Annotated in this window: 20 protein-coding genes; 6 read left to right on the top strand and 14 right to left on the bottom strand. The window is 61.9% G+C overall.

Features of this window, described 5'->3' with window-relative positions:
* Positions 1-37: 37 nt before the first annotated feature.
* On the top strand, positions 38-934 hold the full coding sequence (locus DSM107133_RS06040; RefSeq protein ID WP_114293844.1) for an alpha/beta hydrolase: 897 nt from the start codon (positions 38-40) through the stop codon (positions 932-934).
* A gap of 71 nt (positions 935-1,005) precedes the next feature.
* On the opposite strand, the gene DSM107133_RS06035 is transcribed toward DSM107133_RS06040, so the two are convergent.
* From DSM107133_RS06035 to ftsY, 3 genes are all read right to left on the bottom strand, one after another.
* Positions 1,006-1,647 carry an inner membrane-spanning protein YciB gene (locus DSM107133_RS06035; RefSeq protein ID WP_114293843.1) on the bottom strand — a complete coding sequence of 214 codons (642 nt, stop codon included), beginning with the start codon at positions 1,645-1,647 and terminating at the stop codon, positions 1,006-1,008.
* Entirely contained in the window at positions 1,644-2,546 is a 903-nt protein-coding gene (locus DSM107133_RS06030; RefSeq protein WP_114293842.1) for an EamA family transporter, read from the bottom strand. Before DSM107133_RS06030 ends, DSM107133_RS06035 begins: the two co-directional genes overlap by 4 nt.
* Positions 2,547-2,689: 143 nt before the next feature.
* Positions 2,690-4,054, bottom strand: coding sequence for a signal recognition particle-docking protein FtsY (gene ftsY, locus DSM107133_RS06025; RefSeq protein ID WP_114293841.1), 1,365 nt, complete (start codon positions 4,052-4,054; stop codon positions 2,690-2,692).
* 63 nt (positions 4,055-4,117) lie between these two features.
* On the opposite strand from ftsY, the gene DSM107133_RS06020 reads away from it, so the two are divergent.
* Positions 4,118-5,020, top strand: a complete 903-nt coding sequence (locus DSM107133_RS06020; RefSeq protein WP_162792047.1) for a lytic transglycosylase domain-containing protein — start codon at positions 4,118-4,120, stop codon at positions 5,018-5,020.
* A 5-nt stretch (positions 5,021-5,025) separates the two neighbouring features.
* On the opposite strand, the gene DSM107133_RS06015 is transcribed toward DSM107133_RS06020, so the two are convergent.
* On the bottom strand, positions 5,026-6,729 hold the full coding sequence (locus DSM107133_RS06015; RefSeq protein WP_114293839.1) for an NAD(P)H-dependent oxidoreductase subunit E: 1,704 nt from the start codon (positions 6,727-6,729) through the stop codon (positions 5,026-5,028).
* A 227-nt stretch (positions 6,730-6,956) separates the two neighbouring features.
* On the opposite strand from DSM107133_RS06015, the gene DSM107133_RS06010 reads away from it, so the two are divergent.
* Positions 6,957-7,349, top strand: coding sequence for a hypothetical protein (locus DSM107133_RS06010; protein WP_114293901.1), 393 nt, complete (start codon positions 6,957-6,959; stop codon positions 7,347-7,349).
* A 42-nt stretch (positions 7,350-7,391) separates the two neighbouring features.
* Here the strand turns inward: DSM107133_RS06010 and DSM107133_RS06005 are convergent, their stop codons facing one another.
* Entirely contained in the window at positions 7,392-8,765 is a 1,374-nt protein-coding gene (locus tag DSM107133_RS06005; RefSeq protein ID WP_114293838.1) for an aspartate aminotransferase family protein, read from the bottom strand.
* A gap of 129 nt (positions 8,766-8,894) precedes the next feature.
* On the opposite strand from DSM107133_RS06005, the gene DSM107133_RS06000 reads away from it, so the two are divergent.
* The gene (locus DSM107133_RS06000; RefSeq protein ID WP_114293837.1) at positions 8,895-9,932 is read left to right on the top strand and encodes a cyclase family protein; all 1,038 of its coding nucleotides are present in this window, start codon (positions 8,895-8,897) and stop codon (positions 9,930-9,932) included.
* Here DSM107133_RS06000 and xseA read toward each other — a convergent pair.
* Complete coding sequence (xseA, locus tag DSM107133_RS05995) at positions 9,929-11,479, bottom strand: exodeoxyribonuclease VII large subunit (protein ID WP_114293836.1); 1,551 nt, start codon at positions 11,477-11,479, stop codon at positions 9,929-9,931. The genes DSM107133_RS06000 and xseA overlap by 4 nt on opposite strands.
* A 78-nt stretch (positions 11,480-11,557) precedes the next feature.
* On the opposite strand from xseA, the gene purD reads away from it, so the two are divergent.
* A complete protein-coding gene (gene purD, locus DSM107133_RS05990; RefSeq protein ID WP_114293835.1) occupies positions 11,558-12,823 on the top strand; it encodes a phosphoribosylamine--glycine ligase in 1,266 nt (421 codons plus the stop codon).
* Between the two features lie 70 nt (positions 12,824-12,893).
* On the opposite strand, the gene DSM107133_RS05985 is transcribed toward purD, so the two are convergent.
* Positions 12,894-13,610, bottom strand: coding sequence for a VCBS repeat-containing protein (locus DSM107133_RS05985; RefSeq protein ID WP_114293834.1), 717 nt, complete (start codon positions 13,608-13,610; stop codon positions 12,894-12,896).
* Complete coding sequence (locus DSM107133_RS05980; RefSeq protein WP_114293833.1) at positions 13,610-13,933, bottom strand: 2Fe-2S iron-sulfur cluster-binding protein; 324 nt, start codon at positions 13,931-13,933, stop codon at positions 13,610-13,612. Before DSM107133_RS05980 ends, DSM107133_RS05985 begins: the two co-directional genes overlap by 1 nt.
* 249 nt (positions 13,934-14,182) lie before the next feature.
* On the opposite strand from DSM107133_RS05980, the gene DSM107133_RS05975 reads away from it, so the two are divergent.
* Positions 14,183-14,713: a peptidoglycan-binding protein gene (locus DSM107133_RS05975; RefSeq protein WP_114293832.1), complete on the top strand. Its 531-nt coding sequence runs from the start codon at positions 14,183-14,185 to the stop codon at positions 14,711-14,713.
* Positions 14,714-14,766: 53 nt separating this feature from the next.
* Here the strand turns inward: DSM107133_RS05975 and DSM107133_RS05970 are convergent, their stop codons facing one another.
* From DSM107133_RS05970 to rpiA, 6 genes are all read right to left on the bottom strand, one after another.
* Positions 14,767-16,242, bottom strand: coding sequence for a Do family serine endopeptidase (locus DSM107133_RS05970; protein ID WP_114293831.1), 1,476 nt, complete (start codon positions 16,240-16,242; stop codon positions 14,767-14,769).
* Positions 16,243-16,519: 277 nt separating this feature from the next.
* Positions 16,520-16,717: a DUF2065 domain-containing protein gene (locus tag DSM107133_RS05965; protein ID WP_114293830.1), complete on the bottom strand. Its 198-nt coding sequence runs from the start codon at positions 16,715-16,717 to the stop codon at positions 16,520-16,522.
* 1 nt (position 16,718) lies between these two features.
* Complete coding sequence (locus tag DSM107133_RS05960) at positions 16,719-17,612, bottom strand: protease modulator HflC (RefSeq protein ID WP_114293829.1); 894 nt, start codon at positions 17,610-17,612, stop codon at positions 16,719-16,721.
* Complete coding sequence (gene hflK / locus DSM107133_RS05955) at positions 17,612-18,760, bottom strand: FtsH protease activity modulator HflK (protein ID WP_114293828.1); 1,149 nt, start codon at positions 18,758-18,760, stop codon at positions 17,612-17,614. The genes DSM107133_RS05960 and hflK overlap by 1 nt, the downstream gene beginning before the upstream one ends.
* A 76-nt stretch (positions 18,761-18,836) precedes the next feature.
* Positions 18,837-20,285, bottom strand: coding sequence for an FAD-dependent oxidoreductase (locus DSM107133_RS05950; RefSeq protein ID WP_114293827.1), 1,449 nt, complete (start codon positions 20,283-20,285; stop codon positions 18,837-18,839).
* A gap of 11 nt (positions 20,286-20,296) precedes the next feature.
* On the bottom strand, positions 20,297-21,085 hold the full coding sequence (gene rpiA / locus DSM107133_RS05945; protein WP_114293826.1) for a ribose-5-phosphate isomerase RpiA: 789 nt from the start codon (positions 21,083-21,085) through the stop codon (positions 20,297-20,299).
* Between the last annotated feature and the right edge of the window lie 50 nt (positions 21,086-21,135).

Below are 21,135 nucleotides of genomic sequence, written 5' to 3'. Positions count from 1 at the left end.
GCGGCCAACAGATCCGAAAGGTTGCAAGGAGATCCACTTGCCCGTCCTCAGAGTGAACGCCGCCCCAGATGGCCCCCGTCTGCACCTGACCGCCGCGCCCTTGCATTCTGCCCTGTTGCGTGCCACCTGTGGCAATGGAAGCGGCACCGATCCGATCATCGTGATGATCCCCGGATACAAATATGACCCAGCCCTGCCCAACCAATGCCCGCACCGCACATTGCTGCGCCATGACGGCGCATGGCTGCGCCAGATGGGATTCGGCATGGGTGACCCCGACGAAGGGCTGGCGCTGGCCTTTGGCTGGAACGCACGCGGTCCGGTCTGGCGGGCGGCAGGGCGCGCGCGGGCAGCGGGCGGTCAGTTGGGCCGTGTGCTGCGCATCTTGCACCGCGCGGCGCCGCACCGGCCGATCCACCTGATGACGCATTCTATGGGGGCCGAGGTGGCCCTGGCCGCCCTGCATGTGCTGCCGCGCGGCGCGGTGACACGCCTGCTCACCCTGACCCCCGCCAGCTATCAAAGCACCGCGGACGCGGCCCTGAAATCGCCCGCCGGGAGCACACTGGAATGGATCAACATCACCAGCCGCGAAAATGCGCTGTTCGATCTGATCTATGAGCGTCTGGTCTCCCCGCCCCGCCGTGGCGACCGGGTCATCGGCGCCAACCTGAGCGCACCCAATTCAGCCACGCTTCGGCTGGACTGCCCGCGCACGCTCAGCTGGCTGCAACGCTTTGGCGCCCGGATCGCGGCCCCGACCGCACGCATCTGCCACTGGTCCGGCTATACCCGCCCCGGCGCGCTTGGATTTTACAACCGCCTGCTGCGGGATCCGGCACGGTTTCCGCTGGCATCCCTGCAAGCCCCCGTCCCTGCGGCCCCCACACGCTGGCGATTGCACTTGCCGGGCATGCAAAAAGCGGCCACCTGAACGGCTGACCGCTTTCTTTTGGCGATAAATATCCCCGCCGGAGGCATAAAACCTGTGACGCGACGACCGCCTTAACCCTCGGTCTTGTCGTCGCCTTTCGCATCCGGCGTGCCATAGGTCTGGAACAGCTTGCTCTGGCTCAGGAAAAACCCGAACACCGCAATCGATAGGCCAAAGGTCTTGAAATACACCCAAATTTCAGTGCTCTGCGTGCGCCAGATCACCTCGTTCAAAACCGCAAGCCCGAAGAAAAACAACATAAGCCGCCGGGTCAGGATCATCCAGCCCGCGTCCTGAAGCGGCATCATCCCCTCCATCACATACTTCAGATAGGATGTGCCGCGCAGCAGGCCAATGCCCAGCAGGCCACCAAACAGCAAATAGATCATCGTCGGCTTCATCTTGAAAAACCGGTCGTCGTTCAGCCAGACCGACAGCCCGCCAAAGATCACCACCAGCACCAGTGTCGCCACCTGCATCCGGCTTAGGTGCCCCGTCAGATACCAAAGCGCGCCCGTCGAGGCGATCAGCAGCGGAATGAAGGCCGCCGTGACGATGATAAACCCGTCATATTCGGTGCCCCCAATGGCAAAGACGCGGTCTTTAAGCAGCAAATAGGCAATGAAAAAGACAATCACCGGGCCAAATTCCAGCGCCGATTTCAGAAAGGGATTGATCTCGCGTTTGTCTGTCACAGAATTGTCCTTGCTCATCCGCCCATCTCTACAATCACGGCGCCCACAGCAATCAGCGCCATCAGCGCGATGCGGCGGGGACCGACGGTTTCTTTCAGCACCAGCCAGCCGATAAAGGCGGCAAACACCGTCGAGGTTTCACGCAACACAGCCGCTTCGCCGACCTTGTCCAGCCGCGTGGCCATCATGATAGAGCCGAAACTTAGGAACGCCACCAGGCCGCCCAAAACGCCGCGCCGCATCAGCGGGGCCACGGCGGGCCGATCCGGCATGGCGCGCCAGCGCATAAAGGCAATCGGCGGCATCGACAGCGCATCAATCATGAAAAACCATGCCAGAAACGTGAACGGATTCTCGGTCGCGCGGATGCCATAGGCGTCATAGGTGGTGTACAGCGCCACAAACAGGCCGGTCAGCACCGCCAGACCCAGCGCCAGATTCAGCGTGTCCCGCTCCGCCGTCAGGTTGCGCAGGTTATAGACCGCCAGCCCGAAAATCCCGCACAACAGCACGCCCACGCCGGTCCACTGCACCCAGGTAAAGACTTCGTTGAAAAGCAGATAGGCCCCGATCACCGCAAACAACGGACCGGTGCCACGCACCACGGGATAAACCACCGTATAGGCCCCCTTGGTATAGGCCCAGGCTTGCAACAGCTTGTAGACGGTGTGAATGACCCAGGCGCCAAAGAAGATGGGCCACATATGCGCTTCGGGCCATGGCACCACGAACAGCGCAAAGGGCGCGGCCATCACACCATAGCTGAAATCAATCGCACCGCGCGTCAGCCACGGGTCATGCCGCCCCTTTTGCATCGCGCCAAAAACCGCATGCAAAAACGCCGCCGACAGTGCCAGCATCAGCGCCAGCTGGTGACCCGCTTCGGTGCCCTCGATTGCCAAAAGCCAGTCGCTCATGCGCGCGCCCTCATCAAGGGGCCGTCGACCCGTCGGGGAATCCTACAAACCAAAGCAGACAGAAGGCACCGGACCGGATATTTGGTCATGTCCACACGGTTCCGGGCCGCAAGCTGTTCGGGCGCAGCGCGGTGCGCACAAACTCAGACATCGGCACCGGTCAGCGCGCGCGCGAACTCGTCGGGGTCAAAGGCATCAAGGTCGTCAATCTGCTCGCCCACACCGATGGCATGGATCGGCAGGCCGAACTTGTCGGCCAGCGCCACCAGCACACCACCCTTGGCCGTGCCGTCCAGTTTGGTCATGACCAGCCCCGAGACATCTGCGACCTCTTGAAAAATCTTGACCTGATTCAACGCGTTCTGACCCGTAGTCGCATCCAGCACCAACAGCGTGTTGTGCGGCGCGCTGGGGTCTTTCTTGCGTATGACACGCACGATCTTGGCCAGCTCCTCCATCAGATCGGCGCGGTTTTGCAAGCGGCCTGCGGTGTCGATCATCAACAGATCAGCACCGTCCTCCTGCGCCTTGGTCATCGCGTCAAAGGCCAGACTGGCAGGATCGGACCCTTCGGGCGCGGTCATCACCGGCACACCGGCGCGTTCGCCCCAGACCTGCAACTGCTCCACGGCGGCGGCACGGAATGTGTCACCGGCTGCAATCACCACATTCTTGCCCGCCGCGCGGAACTGGCTGGCCAGCTTGCCGATGGTTGTCGTCTTGCCCGAGCCGTTGACCCCCACCACCAACACCACTTGCGGCGTCTTGGGGTAGATTGGTAACGGACGCGCCACTGGCTCCATGATGCGGGCAATCTCGGTCGCCATCAGGCTCTTGATCTCGCCCACGGACAACTTCCGGCCCATTCGGCCCTCGGCCATGTTGGCGGTGACGCGCAGGGCCGTGTCGACCCCCATGTCGGTGGAAATCAGCAACTCTTCGAGCTGTTCCAGCATATCATCGTCCAGCGCGCGGCGCACGACGGGTTGCGCGGCCGGGGCGCGTTTGAACAAACGGCCCAGCAGGCCCGCAGATGCAGGCGCGCGCGTCGCCTCTTGCTGGCCCGGATCCGCGGCGCGCGGCAATTCTGCTGCGGCGGCGGCGGGGGTCTCCATCAGCGTATCGACCGCCATGGTCGCAGGGCCCGGTGCCGGCGCAGGCGGCATATCGGGTTCAGGCTCGGGGGAAGGCTGCGGTTCCGGCGCGGATGGGATTTCAGGGGCAGGTTCGGAGGGAAGGTCGGGCTGTGGCGCAGGGACCGGCGTGGGCTCGGGGGGCGGGACTGGATCTGTCGCAGGGGTCGGATCCGAAGGCAGATCGGGCGCAGGCACCTCTTCGGGACGCGGCACGGGCGCAGGTTCGGGTGCCGGAACCGGGTCTGTCGGCTGGGGCACTTCAGGCTCTGCGGCGCTGACCTCGCCGCCGTCCTCGACAATCGCTTCCAATCCTTCGTCGATCTTCGACGCGGATTTGAACATACGGTCCTTGAGTTTCTTGAAAAACGCCATGATGCCCCGTGATTTGGTTTAAACCTTAGCTAGTATGCTGCGAAGGGTATGAAAAGGGCCAGTATGAACGGGACCGCTGTGAAAACGCTTTGTGCAGTGTTGATGCTGTGGCTTGCGCCCGTCGGGGCCACCGCGCAATTCGTTGATCCCGGAACTTTGTGCAGCGATGGCACATTGGGGCCGCGCCAGTGCATCCGCCCGCAGCATTTCGCCTATGACACCTGCCAGCTTATCGCGGATTCGTCACGGCGGCACGGGTTGGACGCGGGCTATTTCGCACGCCTGCTGTGGCAAGAAAGCCGTTTTGATCCCAATGCCTTAAGTCCGGTTGGCGCGCAGGGAATAGCGCAGTTCATGCCCTATACGGCCAAGCGGCGCGGGTTCAGCGATGCTTTTAACCCCGCCGAAGCAATCGAGCGGTCGGCGCATTATCTGGGCGCGTTGCAGCGCCGTTATGGCAACGCAGGGCTGGCGGCGGTGGCCTATAACGGCGGGGAAAATCGCGCCGACGGGTTCACCCAGGACGACAAGGGGCTGGCACAAGAAACCTGGGATTATGTGCGCATCATCACCGGCATCGGGGCAGAGCAGTGGCGCGATGATCCACCGCAAAGCCACGATTTTCGGCTGGACGGCGCACAGCCCTTCCTGTCTGCCTGTCTGGCGATGGCCAAAGGGCGGCGCATTACGCCGTTGAAATCAAACCTAAAACCGTGGAGTGCGCAGCTTGCCTTTGGCAAGACGCGGGCGCAGGCAAAGCGCAATGTCACGCGGCTGACAGCCCGGTGTCGCGCGCGCGTGGCGCGTGAAACGGTTGAATTTGTCACCATTCCCAACCGCGTGCGTGGCCAGCCGCCCTTTCATCTGGGGCGGATTGGACGGGATACAAAAGACGGCGCAGAAAAAATCTGTGCCGCCCTGCGCAAAGACGGGTGTTTGTGCCGCGTGTTGCGCCACAAAGGCTGAGTGTCTCAGATCTCGTCAGCGAAATGTTTCATCGTCAGCCGGATCGGGTTCGGTGCCGCCTGCCCCAAGCCGCAAATCGACGCATCGGCCATGGCGGTGCACAATTCATCCAGCAGCGGCTGGTCCCAGCGGTCGGCTTGCATCAGCTTTACGGCCTTTTCACAGCCCACACGACAGGGAGTGCACTGGCCACAGCTTTCATCTTCAAAGAAGCGCAGCATGTTCAGCGCCGCATCCCGTGCTTTGTCGTGATCAGACAAGACAACCACCGCAGCCGAGCCGATAAAGGTGCCATGTGGTTGCAAAGTGTCAAAATCCAGCGGGATGTCATTCATGGATGCAGGCAACAAACCTGACGACGGACCACCCGGTTGGTAGGCTTTAAAGCTGTGCCCCTCGGCCATGCCGCCCGCCGCCGCGATGATGTCCATGATCGTCGATCCGGCGGCCAAAAGATAGACGCCGGGCTGCGCGACGCGCCCCGAAACCGAGTAACTGCGCAGCCCCTTACGGTCATTCTTCGAGGTATTGGACAGGACTTGTGGACCTTCGCGGCAGATACGCGCGACCCAATGCAGGGTTTCGACGTTGTGAACCAATGTCGGGCGGTCAAATATGCCGACCTGCGCGACAAAGGGCGGACGGTGGCGCGGAATGCCGCGTTTGCCTTCGATGCTCTCGATCATCGCGCTTTCTTCGCCGCAGATATAGGCCCCGGCGCCGCGCCGCAGGTCGATATAGCCTTTATCCACAAGACCTGCATCCTCCAGTGCCTTGATTTCGCGCCGTAAAATTTCAAGTACGGCAGGATATTCATCACGCATGTAGATAAAGCAGGTTTGCGCTTCGACCGCCCAAGCGGCAATCAGCATACCTTCAAGGAACAGATGCGGTGTGCGCTCCAAGTAGTAGCGATCCTTGAAGGTTCCCGGCTCGCCTTCATCTCCGTTTACCGCCAGATAGCGCGGCCCGGCGTTTGCGCGCACAAAGCCCCACTTTTTACCCGAGGGGAAGCCAGCACCGCCCAGACCGCGCAGCCCGCTGTCGAGAATCTGTTGCTGCACTGCCTCCCAGTCGCCGCTCTCGCGCAGCGTGAGCAAAGCATCGTAACCCCCATCTGCACGGTAGTTTTCCAAGGTTTCATAGCTGGGGATAACTGTGTGGATATCTTTTGCCGCGATGGCCGCCTGCACCTTTTCGGGCGTTGCGTGGTCAATGTGGTTGTGCCCCAGTTCCAACACCGGCGCCGCGTCACAACGGCCCATACAGGGCGCGCGCACAACGCGCACTTCGGCGGGGTCCAGCCCGTCCTCAAGCGCGGTTTTCAATGCCTGCGCGCCTGCCATCTCGCACGACAGGCTGTCGCAGACGCGGATGGTCAGCGCAGGCGGCGGCACCTCGCCCTCTTTGACAACGTCAAAGTGGGCGTAAAATGTTGCAACTTCATAAACTTCGGCCATGGAAATCCGCATTTCCTCGGCCAGTGCCCGCAGATGCGCCGCAGACAGATGCCCGTATGCGTCCTGAATCAGGTGCAGAAATTCGATCAGCAGATCACGGCGGCGCGGTGCATCGCCCAACAGCGTGCGAACATCTTCCCACGCCTGATCGTCCAGACCACGCCCCTTGGTACGCACGCGCCCCTTGCCCTTGCCCGATTTCCAGACCCCGCGCCGGTCGTTGCCCTGTTTGTCGTGATCAAGTGCCATGGTTCGTCCCTGCCCAAACGTGCCCCAAAAGGGGAGAATTTCACGCACCCTACCGTATCGCCGCACCGCACTTCAGCCCAAAAACGACCCTTGAATGTAAAATAAGGGCCACAGGCTTGCACCCTTTGTCGTGGCGCCGCGCGCATCGGAAACACAAGAGCGACACGATTCTGCCGATCTTGCCGCGCAGGCTGGTGCGACGCGATCCGATCTGCCAATCTGGGTGCATGAAAATACGCCTGACCCTGCTGGCCGCGCTTGTCGCGGCACCATTGGCCGCCGACCCGATGGGTGCCGCCGATTTTGATGCTTATACCAAAGGCAAAACCCTGTTTTTTGGTGCTGGCGGCGCGCCATACGGGGCTGAAATCTATCTGGAAAACCGCCGCGTGCGCTGGTCGTTTCTGGATGGCGAATGCAAGGATGGCTATTGGTACGAAGAGGCCGGCAACATCTGTTTCGTCTACGAAGACCGTCCCGAGCCGCAGTGCTGGACCTTCGAAGAACGCGATGGCCGCCTGATGGCACAGTTTCAGAATGAACCGGGATCCCTGTCTCTCTACGAGGCGCAGGACCTGGGCGAGGAAATGTTGTGCCTGGGCCCGAAAATAGGCGTATAGACGCCCTCTACGCCCCCGAAGGCGCGCAGCGGGCGTAACGCGTTACCCCAATACGGTTTTCACAGCGCGAACGGTGGCCGAAACCACATGATCCGCTTCCGCCTTGGTCAGACAGAACGGGGGTGCAAACCCAAGGATGTCCCCCTGTGGCATCGCCCGCGCAATCACCTTGTCCTGCGACAACAGCGTCGCCGACACCTGCGGGCCGATCTTGTCAGCGGCATCAAAATAGACGCGGTTGTCGCGGTCTTTCACAAACTCGACGGCGCACAACATGCCTTCGCCGCGAATGTCGCCCACATGGGGATGATCGCCCAGCGCATGCGCCATTGTCTTTTTCAGATAGGCCCCGACCGTGCCCGCATTGCTGACCAGATTCAGACTGTCGATCAGTTTAAGGTTGGCCACACCCGCCGCCGCCCCGATAGGGTGCGCCGAGTAGGTCCAGCCGTGGCCGATGGGGCCGTTTTCATCCGTCCCCTGCTCCAGCACTTTCCAGACCTTGTCACCGATGATCGACCCGGACAGCGGTGCATAGGCCGAGGTCAGCCCCTTGGCGATGGTGATGATATCGGCCTCAAGCCCATAGTGATCGCTGCCAAACATGGTGCCCAGACGGCCAAAGCCGGTGACAACCTCGTCGACCACCAGCAGGATGTCGTGTTTTTTCAGCACGGCCTGTATCGCAGCCCAATAGCCTTTGGGCGGGGGAACAATGCCGCCGGTGCCCAGCACGGGTTCTCCGATAAAGGCGGCGATGGTATCGGCCCCTTCACGCGCGATCAGCGCCTCAAGCTCGGACACGCAATGGGCCACAAACTGTTCTTCGGTCTGGTTCAGGTCGGCGCGGCGGAAATAATAGGGCGCCTCGGTGTGGATCACCTGATCGACGGGCAGGTCGAATTTCTTGTGAAACAATTCAAGTCCGGTCAATGAGCCCGTAACCAGCCCCGAACCGTGATAGCCCCGCCAGCGGCTGATGATCTTTTTCTTTTGCGGGCGGCCAAGGATGTTGTTGTAATACCAGATCAATTTCACATTGGTTTCATTCGCGTCAGACCCGCCCAGACCGAAGTAGACCTTGGACATATTGGCCGGTGCGCGATCCAGGATCATCTTGGACAGGGTGATCGACGCCTCGGTGCCGTGACCGACATAAGAATGGTAATAGGCCAGCGCGCGCGCCTGATCCGCGATGGCCTCGGCAATTTCCTGACGGCCATAGCCGACGTTGACGCAATAAAGGCCGGCAAAAGCATCCAGCAGGCGGTTGCCGTCGCGGTCCTCGATATACACGCCGCTGGCGGTTTTGATGACGCGATTGGGGCTTTCGCCGCGCGCGTGTTGTGCCAGATGGGTAGAGGGGTGAAAGAAATTCTCGCGGTCCCATTGGTCCAGTTGATCGTTCTTCAGCATCCTGACGGTCCTTCTGCGCAAGTTTATCGTGATACCGCAGACCTATTCGATTTTGGTGTGATCTTCCATGTTTGTGTCACCTGCGTTCCGCGTCATGATGGTGCGCAGGAATAACAAAGGATACGGCAGATGACACAGAGATGGACCAAGCGACCGCCCGGATCGAACTGGGGCGATTTTGGCCCTGACGACCAGATCGGGCGGCTGAACCTGATGGACCGTGCCAAGGTCAAACAGGGGCTGGCCGAGGCGATCGAGGGGATCACCTTTTGCCTGTCGTTGCCGTTGGACTATCCCGGTGGCAGCGGGCTGAACCCGCGCCGCAAGCCGCCCGTGGTGCGCCCAACCCTGCGCGAGGGGGCCGTGAACTTTAACGCGACATTGCCCGGTGCCTCGGATGTTCTGTGTGACGATCTGGCGATCATACACCTGCAATATTCGACCCAATGGGACGCATTGTGCCATGTGGGCGGGCAATTCGACACCACGGGCAGCGGCACAGCGGACAAGGTCTTCTACAACGGCTACCGCGCGGGCGAACACATCATCGCCCCCGACGAGATGTCGGACGCGGGCGTGGGATCGGACATGAAACCGCACAGCACGTCACGGGCGACCGCGCTGGGGATCGAGAACGCCGCCGCCCATGGCATTCAAGGGCGCGGTGTGATGGTCGATCTGCGGGCGCATTTCGGCGACGACCGCACGCTGGTTGACTACGACATGCTGATGCAGGTCATGGAGGCCGACGGCGTGCAGATTGAACAGGGTGACATGCTGGTGCTGCACACAGGCTTTGCACAAGTGATCCTGGACATGCACAAAACCCCGGACGAGGACCGCCTGCACAACGCCTGCGCGGTGCTGGACGGGCGCGATGCGCGGCTGTTGCAATGGATCACCGACAGCGGGATCGCCGCGATTGCCGCCGACAACTACGCGGTCGAGGCGCATCCCGCCACCCCCGGCGAAGGGTGCTGTTCCACCCTGCCGCTGCACGAACATTGCCTGTTCAAGAACGGGATCATGCTGGGCGAGTTGTGGCACCTGACACCGCTGGCGGACTGGCTGCGGGCGAACGGGCGGTCGCGGTTCCTGATCACCGCGCCGCCGCTGCGCCTGCCTTCGGCTGTGGGCTCTCCGGTGACGCCTGTGGCGACGGTCTAGAACAGCGATCCCTGGTCGGGGGCTTTGGGGGCGGTTTTCTTCGGCGCCGCCCCGCTTGCCTTGCCGCCGACCAGCAGCTTGCCATCGGCAAATTCGATCTCAAGTGTGGCGGCCTTTTTCGCCCCTGCCTTGGTCGTGACCACATCACCGTCGCCGCGGACCACCGCATAGCCACGCGCCAGCGTCGCCTTGTAGCTAAGTGTTTCGCGCAGACGGTCCATCGCGTCGATCTTGCGGCGCAGGGTTTGCGTCTGGCCCTGTCCCGCACGGGTGATGCCCGCGACCAGCCGGTCCAGATCACGCCGCGCCGTGGCGGTCTGGGCCGTCAGGGCAGCGGGGTCGAAACGGGCGGTACGGCTGGCAAAACGCTCGGATTTCGCGGCCACGGCACGGGCGAGCGCAGGTGCCAGACGTGCGCTGAGACGGTCCAGATCACGGCGTGCGGTCTGTACCGTCCGGCGCAGCGTTGCGGGGCGCAGGCTGCCCGAGGCCTCGGACAGTTTCACCTTGCGCCGCTGCACACCGGCAATCAGCGCAGGCCCCAGACGGTCGCCCAGCACATCAAGCCGCTGGCGCGGCCCTTCGACCAGCACTTCGGGGCGCGGCAAGGCGCGTCCCAGATCGCTCAACCGCTGACGGCGGCGCACCAGCGTGGTCGACAGCGCCTGTGACATCCGCGCGCCCTGCCCGCCCAGCCATGCCAGCAATTCGTGGCGCACAGGCACCGCCAGTTCGGCGGCAGCAGTGGGCGTCGGCGCACGGCGGTCCGAGACATAGTCGATCAGCGTTGTATCCGTCTCATGCCCCACGGCAGAGATCAGCGGGATCTCGGAGGCCGCCGCCGCGCGGGCGACGATCTCTTCGTTGAAGCCCCACAGGTCTTCGACGCTGCCACCCCCACGCGCAACGATCAGCAGGTCGGGACGTGGCAGCGCACCGCCCGGTGTCATCGCGTTGAAACCGGCAATGGCGCGGGCCACGTCCGCCGCACAGCGTTCGCCCTGCACGGCCACGGGCCAGATCAGCACCTTGCGCGGAAACCGGTCGCGCAGCCGGTGCAGGATGTCACGGATCACGGCACCCGAGGGCGAGGTGACCACGCCGATAATGTCGGGCAGATAGGGCAAGGGACGCTTGCGCGCCTCGTCGAACAGCCCTTCGGCCTGCAACATGCCCTTGCGCTTTTCCAAGAGCGCCATCAGCGCGCCCATGCCTGCGGGTTTGATGTCCTCGATGACAATCTGGTATTTCGATTGACCGCCAAAGGTGGTGATGCGCCCCGTGGCGATCACTTCCATGCCTTCCTCGGGCTGGGTTTGCAGACGGCTGGCCGTGCCTTTCCACATCACCCCGGAGATCACACTGCGGTCGTCCTTGAGGTCCAGATAGACATGTCCCGAACGCGGACGCGACACGCGACCCACCTCGCCGCGAATGCGCACATGGCCGAACTCGCCCTCGATCACCCGCTTGATCGCACCCGAAAGCTCGGTGACGCTGAACTCGGGTGAGTTGCCAGCCTCGGAAGGGTCGTCGATCAGGTCCATAAGCCGTGCCTTGTGTGCTTGTGTGGCGGGTGTGCGCAGACTAGAACGCGGGGCAACAAAGGCCAAGGAGTGTGCGGCATGAATATTCTGATCCTCGGCGGTGGCGGCCGCGAACATGCGTTGGCATGGGCGGTGGTGCAAAACCCCAAATGTGACAGGTTGATTGTCGCCCCCGGCAATGCGGGCATCGCCACCATGGCAGAATGCGCCACACTGGACATCGAGGACGGCGGCGCGGTGATTGCGCTGGTCGAGGCGGAATCGATTGATTTCGTCATCGTCGGCCCCGAGGCCCCGCTGGCCGCCGGCGTTGCCGACCGTTTGCGCGATGCCGGTGTTCTGGTGTTCGGACCCAGCGCGGCGGCGGCGCAGCTGGAAGCGTCCAAAGCCTTTACCAAGGAAATCTGCGAAGCTTGCGGCGCCAACACCGCCGCCTATGGGCATTTCACCGATGCCGCCGCCGCGCGCGCCTATGTGCAACAGCAAGGCGCGCCGATTGTGGTCAAGGCTGACGGTCTGGCCGCTGGCAAGGGCGTGATCATCGCCGAAACCGTGGCCGAGGCAGAGGCTGCCATTGACGACATGTTCGGCGGGGCCTTTGGCGGGGCGGGCGCCGAGGTGGTGATCGAGGAATTCATGGAGGGCGAGGAAGCCTCGTTCTTCGTGCTGTGCGACGGGACCGACGTGCTACCGATGGGCACCGCACAGGACCACAAGCGCGTGGGCGACGGCGACACCGGCCCCAACACCGGCGGCATGGGGGCCTATTCCCCCGCGCCGGTCCTGACGGACGAAATCGCGCAGGTGGCGCTCGATCAGATCATCAAGCCCTGCATGGATGAAATGGCCAAGCGTGGCATGCCCTATCAGGGCATCCTGTACGCCGGCCTGATGATCAAGGACGGCGTGCCGCGTCTGGTGGAATACAACGTGCGCTTTGGCGACCCCGAGTGCCAGGTGCTGATGATGCGCCTTGGCGCGCAAGCGCTGGACCTGATGCACGCCGCTGCACAGGGGCGTCTGGCCGAAGCACGGGTGAATTGGGCCGACGATCATGCGATCACCGTCGTGATGGCGGCAAAAGGCTATCCCGATGCCTATGAAAAGGGCTCGGTCATCGGCGGGTTGGACGATCAACCCGAAGACAGCAGCAACATGGTTTTCCACGCGGGTACCAAACGTGAAGGTGGGAAATTCATCGCCAACGGCGGGCGCGTGCTGAACGTCACGGCGCGCGGCGCGACGCTGGCCGAGGCGCGCAACCGCGCCTATGCGATGGTTGACGCGGTGGACTGGGATGGCGGGTTCTGCCGGCGCGATATCGGCTGGCGGGCGCTGGACTGACGGGTTGCCGGGGGCTCTGCCCCCCGCGTCTGCGACGCGTCCCCTGGAGTTTACCTGGCAAGATGAAGGGTTAGTTGCAGTTTTGCGCGCGTCTTAGGGCTGCGTCGCTGTACCGGCCCAAAGTACGGGTTTGGGTTCGGTTCTTCACCAGGCGCGTGGCGATGATCTGCGACCAGTCGGCATTGGCGGTCACGAGTTCGGGGCGGCCGTCACAGATGCGCAAGCCGCCTGATATGAACGGATCGCCAATGCGGTGGTTGGTCAGGCCTGCCTGATCCGCCACATGATGCAATACCCCATCTTCGTAACGCCAGATGCGCAGGACTTTGGCCAGATGCGGCCGGTCGACATAGGCGATTTCAACCCGGCCATCCCCATCCAGATCAGCAATCGCAGCCGGAGCCAGCCAGCGGTTGCGCCGGCCGATGGGCGGTGTGGCCGTGCGGGTCAGAGAGGTTGGTGTCAGCCGGTAGATCGCGAGTGCGGCCCCTTGGGTGACCGTGCTTTCGACAACAACGGCTTCGGGTATGCCGTCGCCGTCGAGGTCGGCCAGACGCGGGGCCATATCTTCGAAAACGGCCGTCTCCGGCAATGTCAGACAGCCCTGGCCTGATGGCCCGGACAGGCACAGCTGCCCCCATTCAGGAAGGTCGCCCATGATGCCATGCCCATAACGATGGGTCGGCGCCGCGTACCACGCGCTATAGGCCCCCAGCCGCGTTTCGGCCCGTGGGGCCGCAACTGCGGCAACAGACAGCAGCGCCCAAAAGAGCGCTGCCAGCCGCATCAGATTTGCTTTTCGGGCATGTGAACCACAAGACCGTCCAGATCGTCGGTAACCTTCAACTGGCAGGTCAGACGCGAGCGTGCGGGATCGGGCTCGTAGGCAAAGTCGAGCATGTCTTCTTCCATGTCGTCCTTGGCGGGCAGCTTGTCGGCCCAGGCGGGATCGACATATACATGGCAAGTCGAACAGGCGCAGGCACCACCGCAATCGGCCTCGATGCCGGGAATGTTATTGTCGCGCGCGCCTTCCATGACGGTCATGCCGGTCGCGACATCCACAACGTGTTCCTTGCCGCCATGTTCGATATAGGTGATTTTGGCCATTCTTGCCCCCTTGGTGCGAAATCCCTGCATGTCTATCCAGCAGATGTGGGGCGCGCCAGCCCCTTTTGTGCATACCGATTGCAGAGGTTGCGGACAGCACACAGTTTTGCACGCCGGCGACAAGACCTTGTGCACAGCAATCTGTTGTGTCGGCGCGAAAGTCATGCCCCTGCGGGGCTGGAAAGCCCGCCGCGTTGCGGATAGCGTGCCGCACAAAGTTGACCGGCACCCCGCCTGAGGACACGCGCAATGATCCATTTCCGCATCGCAGCACTTGGCGTTATGTTGCTAGGCGCTTGCGACCCCATGACCAACGCTGATCCTGACGGATTGACAGGGCCCGGTATGATTCGTCTGACCGAAGAGGCACCCGAGGGGGCAAAAGCCGACAGTTGCTGGGGCAAGAAGACAACGCCTGCCATTATTGAAACCGTCGAACGCGAGGTTCTGTTGAAACCCGCGCAGGTGACCAGTGACGGGCTGATTCAACAGCCCGCCGTCTATCGACGCGAGAGCATTCAGGAGATCGTGCAAGAGCGTCAGGACAGTTGGTTCCAGGTGCCATGCAATGCGGATCTGACAGAGGAGTTTGTCTCGTCCCTGCAACGTGCGCTGGCTGCGCGCGGAGTCTATCACGGCCCGGTCACGGGCGAGATGTCGGTACGCACCCGCAACGCCGTGCGCCGGTTTCAGGCACCCGAAGGGTTCGACAGCGACATTCTGACCACCGCCACAGCCCGCACCCTGGGGCTGGTCGCGGTGGCACGGCAGCCTGAATAGCAAAAGGCCGGACCCCAAGGCCCGGCCTATCGCAACATCACAATGGGACCGGATCAGTCCGCGATGCTCAGCGCAACAAAGCGCGGATCACCGGCACGGCGTACCAACAACAACAGCGACTTGCGGCCCGCGTCCTTGACCTCGCTCACGCGGTTTTCGAATTCAGCAATCGAAGCGACCTTTTGCTGACCTGCCTCGGTGATCACATCACCGGCGCGCAGACCTTTTTCATAAGCTTCCGAGGCTTCGTCCACATCGCCCACAGCCAGACCGACCAGTTCACTGTCAACACCCAGCTGTTCGCGCATCTCGTCCGTCAGCGGTGCCAGCGTCAGACCCAGAACCTCTTTGCTGGTTTCGGCCGGATTTTCGGTGTCGCCGCCTTTCGCCACGGCGGGCACGGCGCCTTCGGCCTCTTCACGACGGCCCAGCGTAACCTTCAGGGTAACCGTCTTGCCATCGCGGAAGACCACAACACGCACGGCTTCACCAACGGGGCTGTTGCCCACCTGACGGACCAGGCCACGCGTATCAGCCACATCGACACCGGCAAAGCTGACGATCACGTCGCCGTCTTTCATCCCGGCTTCCTTTGCAGGGCCATCCGGCACAGATGTCACCAAAGCACCGGCGGTTTTTTCAAGACCCATGGCTTCGGCAATATCAGGCGTCACATCCTGAATGCGCACACCCAACCAGCCACGGCGGGTTTCGCCGTATTCCTGCAACTGTTTCACAACCCGTGCGACAACGTTCGACGCCATCGAGAAACCGATCCCGATCGAGCCGCCGTTGGGCGACAGGATCGCGGTGTTCACACCGATGACTTCACCATCCATGTTGAACAGCGGTCCGCCCGAGTTGCCCCGGTTGATCGCCGCATCTGTCTGGATGTAATCGTCATAGGTTCCGCTCAGTGCGCGGTTGCGGGCGGACACGATACCTGCCGAGACCGAAAAGCCCTGACCCAACGGGTTCCCCATGGCGATCACCCAGTCCCCCACACGCGCCGCATCGCTGTTGCCAAAGGGCACGAAAGGCAGCGGGCCGTCGGCCTCAACCTTCAACAGGGCGATGTCGGTGTTGGGATCGGTGCCGATCACCTTGGCATCCAGCTCTTTGCCGTCAAAGAACTCGATCTTGATCTCGTCAGCGCCTTCGATCACGTGGTTGTTGGTGACCACATAGCCGTCTTCGGAGATCACGAAACCCGACCCCAAAGCGGACGACCGGCGGGGACGGTCGCCATTATTGTTACGGTCCTGAAACTCGCGAAAGAAATCTTCGAACGGGCTGCCTTCGGGCACGATGCCCTGTGGCCCGGTATTGCCTGCAACCACGGTGGTGGTGGTGATGTTCACCACCGAGGGGCTGATTTTTTCGGCCAGAGGCGCAAGGCTTTCCGGCTTGGCCTGTGCCGCGATCACCTGCGCCAGTACAAGTACCAGCGCAAGGGCCGTCAGCCACATAGCGCGAAGTTGAATGATTGGGGTGCGTGTTGTCGACACCGCGACCGCTTTGGGCTGCATACGACTTTCTCCTGCTATCCATGCGGACGATACGCCCGCTATTCACACATTACTGCGCGTCTGCGCACTACCGTGCATCTAGCGTTGCGGGCTTGCAACATGAAAGATTGAATTCAATCGCACCCTGTCAACACCACGTTACCTATCTGTGAACCTCGGCCCCTGCGGGCAAGGCGCGGGGAAATTTCTTCTTTTGGCCCGAAATATCCCCGCCGGAGGCATAAGACCAAAATTAGGATAATTTTGAATAAAATCAAATGGCGCGTCAGCGCCGCGTTCAATGCAGGCCCAGCTGGAACGCGGCCCAGATCAGCAACAGCCCACTCACCAAAGCGAGAAGACCCACCTGTCTGCGCACAGCCTCGGGCAGGCTGCGCAACAGCTCCAGCATCCGTTCGACAAGCGAAGGGGCCAGCGCATAGGCCAGCCCCTCAACCATCAGTACCAGTCCCAGGGCCATCAGGACCCAGGCCATGTTATTCGCCCTCGGCCGAGCGTGCGCCCTGATCCGAGCGCAGGTAGTTAAAGAACTCGCTGTCCGGCGACAGAACCATCGTCGAGTTGTTGCCCTTCAGCGCCCGCTCATAGGCAGTCAGAGAGCGGTAGAATTCGAAGAACTCGGGGTCGGCGCCAAAGGCCTCGGCAAAGATACCGTTGCGTTCGGCATCGGCTTCACCACGGATGATATCACCCTGACGGGTCGCATCCGAGGTCAACTCGACCACGGTCCGGTCGGCTTGCGCACGCACCCGCTGGGCGGCTTCTTCACCGCGCGCGATTTCGTCTGCGGCTTCACGTTCCCGCTCGGCGCGCATCCGGGCAAATGTGGCATCAAGGTTCTGTTCCGGCAGGTTGGTCTGTTTCAGACGCACGTCCACCACTTCCAGCCCCAACGGCAGGGCACGCTGGCGGGCCTGCGTGGTGATACGCGCCATCAGGCCGGCACGGTCTGCCGACAGGATGGTGTTGGATGTCACGCCGTTCGAGCCCAGAACCGCACGAATCACCGGGTTCAGGATACCTTGCAGCCGGTCCTCGGCAGCACGCATCCCATTGGCGCCGACCGCTTGGCGAAACTGCACCACGTCGGAAATCCGGTAGCGGGCAAAGGCGTCGACAACCAGGCGGCGGTCATCCGAAGGGGTGACTTCGGTTGGCACGGTGTCCAGTGCCTGAATGCGGTCGTCATAGCGCACGACCTCTTGGATCAGCGGGATCTTGAACGCGAGTCCCGGCTCTTCCTTGACCGATTTGATCTGGCCGAATTGCAGGACCAGCGCCTTTTCACGCTCGTCCACGATAAACACCGAGCTGAGCAAAATGGCCACCAGCACGACGAGTGCGGGTATGATGAGTGTTGTGTTCCGCATCAGTTCGATCCTCCACCGCGCAATTGATTAAGCGGCAGATAGGGAACAACCCCCTGCCCGCCGTTGCCATCGGTTGAATTCTCAAGGATGATCTTGTCCACATCCCCCAGAATTTTCTCCATGGTTTCCAGATACAGGCGCTTGCGTGTCACCTGTGGCGCTTTGGAATATTCCTGCAAGACCGAGGTAAAACGCGCGGCTTCACCCTGGGCTTCGTTCACTTGCTGGGCGCGATAGCCTTCGGCCTCTTCCAGCGTTTGCGCCGCTTCACCACGGGCACCGGCCAAGACGCGGTTGGCATAGGCGTCAGCCTCGCGTTCCAGACGGTCACGTTGCTGCTCGGCCGCCTGCACTTCGCGGAAGCTGTCGATCACGTCGCGCGGCGGGTCTGCCTTGTCGAGGTTCAGGCGCAGGATGTTCACACCGCTGTCGTATTGGTCCAGCGTCGTCTGGATCAATTGCTGTGCCTCATCCGCGATAACCTGACGGTCGCGGTTCAGGATCGGCGCCAGTTCCGAACGTGCGATCACTTCACGCATCGCCGATTCCGACACGGCGCGGATGGTCTCTTCCGGCTCGGCCAGATTGAACAGGTATTTTGCCGGGTCCGAGATGTTCCAGACCACCTGAAAATCAATGTCGATGATGTTTTCATCGGTGGTCAGCATCAACCCGCTTTCGCCGCGCGATCCGGTGCCGATGGTTTCGGTCTGTTCGCGCGTCACCGGCAGAACCACCGCCGTCACCAGCGGCCAGGGCGCAAAGTTCAGACCCGGCTCGCCGGTGGCCGAATATTTGCCCAGGAACAGCTCGACCGAGCGTTCTTCGGGTTTCACGGTATAGAAGCTGGCAAGCCCCCAGCCCACGATCAGGACAAGCGCGCCCAGACCCAGCGTGCCGCGTGTCAGACGCGGGCCACCGCCACCGCCCGGACCACGTCCGCCGCCGGTGCCGTTGTTGCCACCACGTCCGCCCATCAGGACGCGCAGCTGTTCCTGACCTTTTTTGACCAGATCGTCGATCTCGGGCATCTGCCCGCCGCCGGGTTTTCCCCCGCTGCCTGATCCGTTCGAGCCGCGATTACCCCCGCGCTCGTCATCTCCGCCAGAGCCTCCGCCGCCCCACGGGCCGCCTGTGTTGCCAGCCATATGTTTTCTGTCCTCCTGTTCGCCGCCCCTTTGAGCCGCGCATCAATTCATTACCTGTGTATTTTACTTGAGTAATTCAAGCAGTGCGTATCGGTGTCCGCATCGTCACGATTTCCTCGGACATGGTCGGATGTACCGCGCAAACGCGATCAAAGTCTTCTTTGGTTGCGCCCATCTTGATTGCGATGCCTGCAAGCTGGATCATCTCGCCCGCGCCCGGCGCGACGATATGACAGCCCAGAACCACGCGGGTTTTCCTGGATACGATCAGTTTCATCAACACCCGGGCCTCGCGTCCGGCAAAGGCGGTCTGCATCGGGCGGAAGCTGGAGGCGTAAACCTCGATCTCTTCTTGCGCGGCGGCTGCCTCCTCGCTCAGGCCGATGGTGCCCATTTCAGGCTGGGTGAAGATCGCGGACGGGATCAGGTCGTGGTCGACCGGTGTCGGGTTGTCGCGGTATACGGTTTCGACAAAAGCCATGCCTTCGCGGATGGCAACGGGCGTCAGGTTGACGCGGTCGGTGACATCGCCAATGGCATAGATGTTGTCCACCGCCGTCCTGGAGAATTCATCCACCAGGATTTCGCCCTTGCGGCCCAGGATCACGCCCGCCTCTTGCAACCCGATGTCACGGCTGGACGGCGCGCGGCCTGTGGCAAAGAATACCATATCAAAGGTTTTTTCACCACCCGTCGTGGATTTCACACAAACCGGACCACCGTGGACACCACCCTGTTTTGCAGCCTTGTCAGAGCCTTCCGCCCCCATTGCCGCGTCCGAGCCGGTCAATGCGTCATGTGCCTGACCAGCGGGCCACATCTCGACAATATCGGTGCCCACATGCAGATCAATCCCGCGCGCGCGCATCGCTTCGGCTATCAGACCGCGCGCCTCGTCGTCAAAGCCGCGCAGGATTTGCGCACCGCGGTAATATTGCGTCACCTCGACACCGAGGCCGTGCAGGATGCAGGCAAATTCGCAGGCGATATAGCCACCGCCGATGATCAGGATCGACTTGGGCAGGCTTTCCAGATCAAAAATGTCATCGCTCACAATGCCCAGATCGGCATTGGGCAGGTCGGGGCGCACAGGATAGCCGCCAGTGGCGATCAGGATGGTTTTGGCGGTCTTTTCCGTACCATCGTCCAGCACGATCGTGTGCTTGTCTTTCAGCCGCGCGCGGCTGTCGAAGGTTTCGACACCCGAGTTGGCCAGCAGGTTGCGATAGACGCCTTCCAGCCGGTCCAGTTCGGTGTGCAGGTTCTTCTGGAACGCCGGCCAGTCGAAGGGGCCATCCTTGATATCCCAGCCATAGGCGCGGGCATCTTCGGTCATGTCGCGATATTCGCTGGCAAAGACCATCAGCTTTTTGGGCACACAGCCCCGGATCACACAGGTGCCGCCATAACGGCTTTCCTCGGCCAGTCCGACTTTCACCCCGTCGCCTGCCGCCACGCGCGCCGCACGCACGCCGCCCGAACCTCCGCCAATCACAAATAGATCAAAATCGTATGTCGAAGCCATGAAACAGCCCTTTATTCTGCAAGATCGGTGAACAGGTTGTCGGTTTCGACGAAATCCAGGCGGTCCTGTTCAATGGTGCCTTCATTTATGTCGCGGACCTCGACACGTCCATCGCCATAACCGATCACAACCGCGTCACAAATGTCTATGAACAAACCGTTTTCGACGACACCGGGCATCTGGTTCAGCACCAGCGACAGCTGGCGCACGTTGCCGATACGGTTCAGGTGCAGGTCCAGAATATGGTTGCCCTCATCGGTGATGAAGGGGTGCGTGCCGTTCATGCGCAGCGACGAGGACCGCCCCAGCACGTCCATCGAAATCAGCGTTTCCTCGACCAGCGCCTGGGTGGTCTGCCAGCCAAAGGGGATCACTTCGATGGGCAGCGGGAAGGCGCCCAGCGTTTCCACCTCTTTGCCGATGTCCGCGATCACAATCATCTGGTCGCTGGCCGTGGCCACGATCTTTTCCTGCAACAACGCGCCGCCGCCGCCTTTGATCAGGTTCAGGTTACCGTCAAATTCATCGGCCCCGTCAATGGTCAGATCCAGCCATTTCGCCTCGTCCAGCGACATCACCTCGATGCCCACTTCGCGCGCCAGATGCGCCGTGCGGGACGAGGTCGGAACGCCCTTGATCCGCAGGCCGTCGTTGCGCACCATTTCACCGATGCAGCGCACCAGCCAAGCGGCCGTACTGCCGGTTCCCAATCCCACGCGCATACCGTCTTCGACGAAATCGGCGGCGCGCTTGGCAGCGACGAATTTCGCCTTGTCGATAGGGGAAAGTTCTCCGGACATGGGGCAGCTCCGTTGATGTGTCGTGCTGCTTATAGGAAAGATGCGCCTTG

The organism is Pseudosulfitobacter sp. DSM 107133 (assembly GCF_022788695.1).
GTDB lineage: Bacteria > Pseudomonadota > Alphaproteobacteria > Rhodobacterales > Rhodobacteraceae > Pseudosulfitobacter.
The sequence above is the reverse complement of the archived record's forward strand: the minus strand, read 5'-3'. Positions and strand labels throughout refer to the sequence as shown.

Bases quoted from the DNA above. Each gene is read 5' to 3' on its own strand.
- DSM107133_RS05975 (WP_114293832.1), top strand. From the start codon at position 14,183: ATGATCCATTTCCGCATCGCAGCACTTGGCGTTATGTTGCTAGGCGCT.
- DSM107133_RS05980 (WP_114293833.1), bottom strand. From the start codon at position 13,933: ATGGCCAAAATCACCTATATCGAACATGGCGGCAAGGAACACGTTGTG.
- hflK (WP_114293828.1), bottom strand. From the start codon at position 18,760: ATGGCTGGCAACACAGGCGGCCCGTGGGGCGGCGGAGGCTCTGGCGGA.
- DSM107133_RS05970 (WP_114293831.1), bottom strand. From the start codon at position 16,242: ATGCAGCCCAAAGCGGTCGCGGTGTCGACAACACGCACCCCAATCATT.
- DSM107133_RS05985 (WP_114293834.1), bottom strand. From the start codon at position 13,610: ATGCGGCTGGCAGCGCTCTTTTGGGCGCTGCTGTCTGTTGCCGCAGTT.
- DSM107133_RS06015 (WP_114293839.1), bottom strand. From the start codon at position 6,729: ATGGCACTTGATCACGACAAACAGGGCAACGACCGGCGCGGGGTCTGG.
- ftsY (WP_114293841.1), bottom strand. From the start codon at position 4,054: ATGGCGTTTTTCAAGAAACTCAAGGACCGTATGTTCAAATCCGCGTCG.
- DSM107133_RS06020 (WP_162792047.1), top strand. From the start codon at position 4,118: ATGAACGGGACCGCTGTGAAAACGCTTTGTGCAGTGTTGATGCTGTGG.
- purD (WP_114293835.1), top strand. From the start codon at position 11,558: ATGAATATTCTGATCCTCGGCGGTGGCGGCCGCGAACATGCGTTGGCA.
- DSM107133_RS06000 (WP_114293837.1), top strand. From the start codon at position 8,895: ATGACACAGAGATGGACCAAGCGACCGCCCGGATCGAACTGGGGCGAT.
- rpiA (WP_114293826.1), bottom strand. From the start codon at position 21,085: ATGTCCGGAGAACTTTCCCCTATCGACAAGGCGAAATTCGTCGCTGCC.
- DSM107133_RS06035 (WP_114293843.1), bottom strand. From the start codon at position 1,647: ATGAGCAAGGACAATTCTGTGACAGACAAACGCGAGATCAATCCCTTT.
- DSM107133_RS06005 (WP_114293838.1), bottom strand. From the start codon at position 8,765: ATGCTGAAGAACGATCAACTGGACCAATGGGACCGCGAGAATTTCTTT.
- DSM107133_RS05950 (WP_114293827.1), bottom strand. From the start codon at position 20,285: ATGGCTTCGACATACGATTTTGATCTATTTGTGATTGGCGGAGGTTCG.
- DSM107133_RS06030 (WP_114293842.1), bottom strand. From the start codon at position 2,546: ATGAGCGACTGGCTTTTGGCAATCGAGGGCACCGAAGCGGGTCACCAG.
- xseA (WP_114293836.1), bottom strand. From the start codon at position 11,479: ATGGACCTGATCGACGACCCTTCCGAGGCTGGCAACTCACCCGAGTTC.
- DSM107133_RS06010 (WP_114293901.1), top strand. From the start codon at position 6,957: ATGAAAATACGCCTGACCCTGCTGGCCGCGCTTGTCGCGGCACCATTG.
- DSM107133_RS05960 (WP_114293829.1), bottom strand. From the start codon at position 17,612: ATGCGGAACACAACACTCATCATACCCGCACTCGTCGTGCTGGTGGCC.
- DSM107133_RS05965 (WP_114293830.1), bottom strand. From the start codon at position 16,717: ATGGCCTGGGTCCTGATGGCCCTGGGACTGGTACTGATGGTTGAGGGG.